Genomic DNA, 2961 nt, shown 5'->3' with positions numbered 1-2961 from the left:
CCGCCGCAAAAACAAAGTTAGGGATCCATACTGCCAGTAAGGGGTTGAGGCTGGCTTTGGTAGAGAATACGGTGGAGAACTGGAGGAAGATAATATAGGTAGCGCTGAGCACAATACCCAGGGCCAGGTGCAGGCCGCTGCCCCCTCTTACCTTACGGGAGGCAATGATGGCGCCAATAAGGCTCAGGATAACCACGGCTGCTGCAGCAGCGGTACGGCGGTATTTTTCAACATAATAAATGTTCAGCCCTTCTGCGCCCCGGATCTCTTCCCGGGCTATAAAACGGTCCAGCTCCGGGGTGGTCATGGCTTCCTGCACGTTTTTGGCCTCTTCCAGCTCCTTGGGAGTAAGGGTCAGCTTCAGGGAAGTATCCTGTTTGCTCCACCAGGTTTCTTTGAGGCCTTTGATCCTGCGCAGGGATACATAGTCCAGGCGCCATTTCTTTTGAGTGGAATCCCAGGAGATCCGGTCGGCGCGGATCTTCAGCGTCATATCCAACCCTTCTACCCTTTCCAGCACAAAGTTGCTGCCGCTGTGATAATTAGGATCATAAGAGCCGAAAGTAACGTACGTAAAACTATCTATACGGGTAGTTTTATCGTAGATCGTATGCCCTTCATCACGGGCGTGTATATACGTATTTTCAAAGGTAGTGCGTATGCGGTTGGCGTTGGGTACCGTCCACCGGTTGCCCAGCCACAGCAGGCCGCCAAACAGGAAAGCCCCTACCCAGAAGGGGCGCAGCATACGGCGAAAGCTTACGCCTGCGCTCAGGATGGCAATGATCTCTGAGCGGTACGCCATTTTGGAAGTAAAAAAGATAACGGATATAAAAATGAACAAAGGAAATAACAGGGCGGCAATATGCGGGATGAAGCCAAAGTAGTAATCTACTACAATGGTTTTCAGGGAAAGGTTGTTGTTCATAAAATCATCCACCTTCTCCGTAATGTCTATCACTACTGAAATTATCAGCAGGATCATCAGGGAATAAATGAATGTTCCTATGAATTTCCGCAGTATATACCAATCGATCTTTGTCATACTGATTTACGATTTTAGATTTACGATTTTAGATTTGATTGAGCGGATCTTAGTCGCAAATCTTTAGAATAGTAACATTATAATTTCGCAATCTACGATTTCAGCATTATGATTTTTTAACAAGCCCTGTTAACGAAATCTAAAATCGTACATCTAAAATCTAAAATTATCACAGTCTTGTTTGTAGCTGTGGCACCATAGCGGCTTTCCAGGCGGCGTAGGTGCCGGCCAGGATCTGCTCCCGGGCGGCCTTTACCAGCTGCAGGTAAAAGCTCAGGTTATGAATGCTGGCCAGCTGCATACCCAGTATTTCCCCGGCGGCAAACAGGTGGCGCAGGTAGGCTTTGGTATAATTATTACTGGCAAAACATTTGGTTTGCTCATCAATGGCCGAAAAATCTGTTGCCCATTTTTTATTCTTGATATTAATAACACCCTGCCAGGTGAATAACATACCGTTACGGCCATTGCGGGTGGGCATTACGCAATCAAACATATCTATACCCAGCGCAATATTTTCCAACAGGTTCCAGGGAGTGCCTACTCCCATGAGGTAGCGGGGTTTGTGCACCGGCAATATTTCACATACCAGCCCGCACATTTCATACATTTCGGCTTCCGGCTCGCCCACACTAAGGCCGCCAATGGCGTTACCGGCGCATTCACGCGCGGCTATTTCCGTGGCAGAAATGGTGCGCAGCTCTTTATAGGTGCTGCCCTGCACAATGGGAAACAGCGTTTGCTCATGTCCGTAAGCCGGCTGTGTTTCTGACAGTCGTTTAATACAGCGGTCCAGCCAGCGGTGGGTAAGCTCCATTGATTTGCGGGCGTATCTGAATTCCGACGGGTAGGGCGGGCATTCATCAAAAGCCATTATAATATCGGCGCCTATGGTGCGCTGAATGTCCATTACACTTTCGGGGGTAAACAGGTGGCGGCTGCCGTCTATATGCGACTGGAACACCACCCCTTCTTCCTTTATTTTCCGGTTGGCGGCCAGGGAAAAAACCTGGTAGCCGCCGCTGTCCGTAAGTATGGGACGTTCCCAGCCATTAAAGCGGTGCAGGCCGCCGGCGGCGGACAATACTTCCAGCCCCGGGCGCAGGTACAGGTGATAGGTATTTCCCAGGATGATCTGCGCCTGTACATCGTTCCGCAGCTGCTCCTGGGTTACTGCTTTTACACTGCCCACAGTGCCTACCGGCATAAAAATGGGCGTTTCAATATTGCCATGGGCCGTGGTAAGCATACCTGCGCGGGCCTGGCTGTTGTTATCGGTGGTAAGAAGGTCAAAATTCATAAAACAGGGCAAAGGTAGAATTAATGTGCAAATGTGCGGATATGCAGATGGGAAATGAATGTGCTGATGTGCTAATATGCTGATGTGCTGGTTTTTGCGGGGGAGAGGGATAATGTGCGGATGATGGGGGAATGTGCTGATATGCTAATATGCTGATGTGCTGGTTTTTGCCGGGGAGAGGGATAATGTGCGGATGATGGGGGAATGGGGTGGGGTGGTTTGATGGAGAGGGAATGATGTGCGGATATGCTGGTTTGCCGGGAGGTGAGCGATGATTGCGAATGTGGGCCTGGGCAGATGGGTGTGTTAATGTGCTGGTTTTGCTGGTGAAAGGAGCTAATGGGAATGCGTGCGGGCGGGTGGAATGGGCTGATGTGCAGCTGAAGCCGGAGTTATGGGTTGTGAAGTGGCTTGAGTGGATAGATCGATCAATGACTGGTTTTGCAGGTAAACAAGTGACCTGGTGTTTGCTAATGGGCGCTTATGCGGGCAGGAAATGCAGAAAAAAAGATGTGGAAAACGACCCTTAAATAGAACAAAAATATGGTAGTTGACTTATCCCGTTTCATATTTTACCTTTTTTATCCCCATTAGGTTACAGATAAACAAAATCATA

2 protein-coding genes are annotated in these 2961 nt (G+C 49.1%); both read right to left on the bottom strand.

Annotated features, from left to right (window positions below; all coding sequences use genetic code 11):
* Nucleotides 1-1045, bottom strand: a 1045-nt coding sequence (locus VIM72_RS21220) for an LptF/LptG family permease (RefSeq protein ID WP_332004830.1), incomplete at its 3' end; no start/stop codon positions are given.
* Between the two features lie 169 nt (nucleotides 1046-1214).
* On the bottom strand, nucleotides 1215-2345 hold the full coding sequence (gene tgt / locus VIM72_RS21215; protein ID WP_332004829.1) for a tRNA guanosine(34) transglycosylase Tgt: 1131 nt from the start codon (nucleotides 2343-2345) through the stop codon (nucleotides 1215-1217).
* Nucleotides 2346-2961 lie beyond the last annotated feature (616 nt).

It is taken from the genome of Chitinophaga sp., assembly GCF_036569185.1.
In the GTDB taxonomy this organism is placed as follows: Bacteria; Bacteroidota; Bacteroidia; order Chitinophagales; family Chitinophagaceae; genus Chitinophaga.
The sequence above is the reverse complement of the archived record's forward strand: the minus strand, read 5'-3'. Positions and strand labels throughout refer to the sequence as shown.

Excerpts from the sequence above, each read along its gene's own strand:
- tgt (WP_332004829.1), bottom strand. The coding sequence starts at position 2,345 with ATGAATTTTGACCTTCTTACCACCGATAACAACAGCCAGGCCCGCGCA.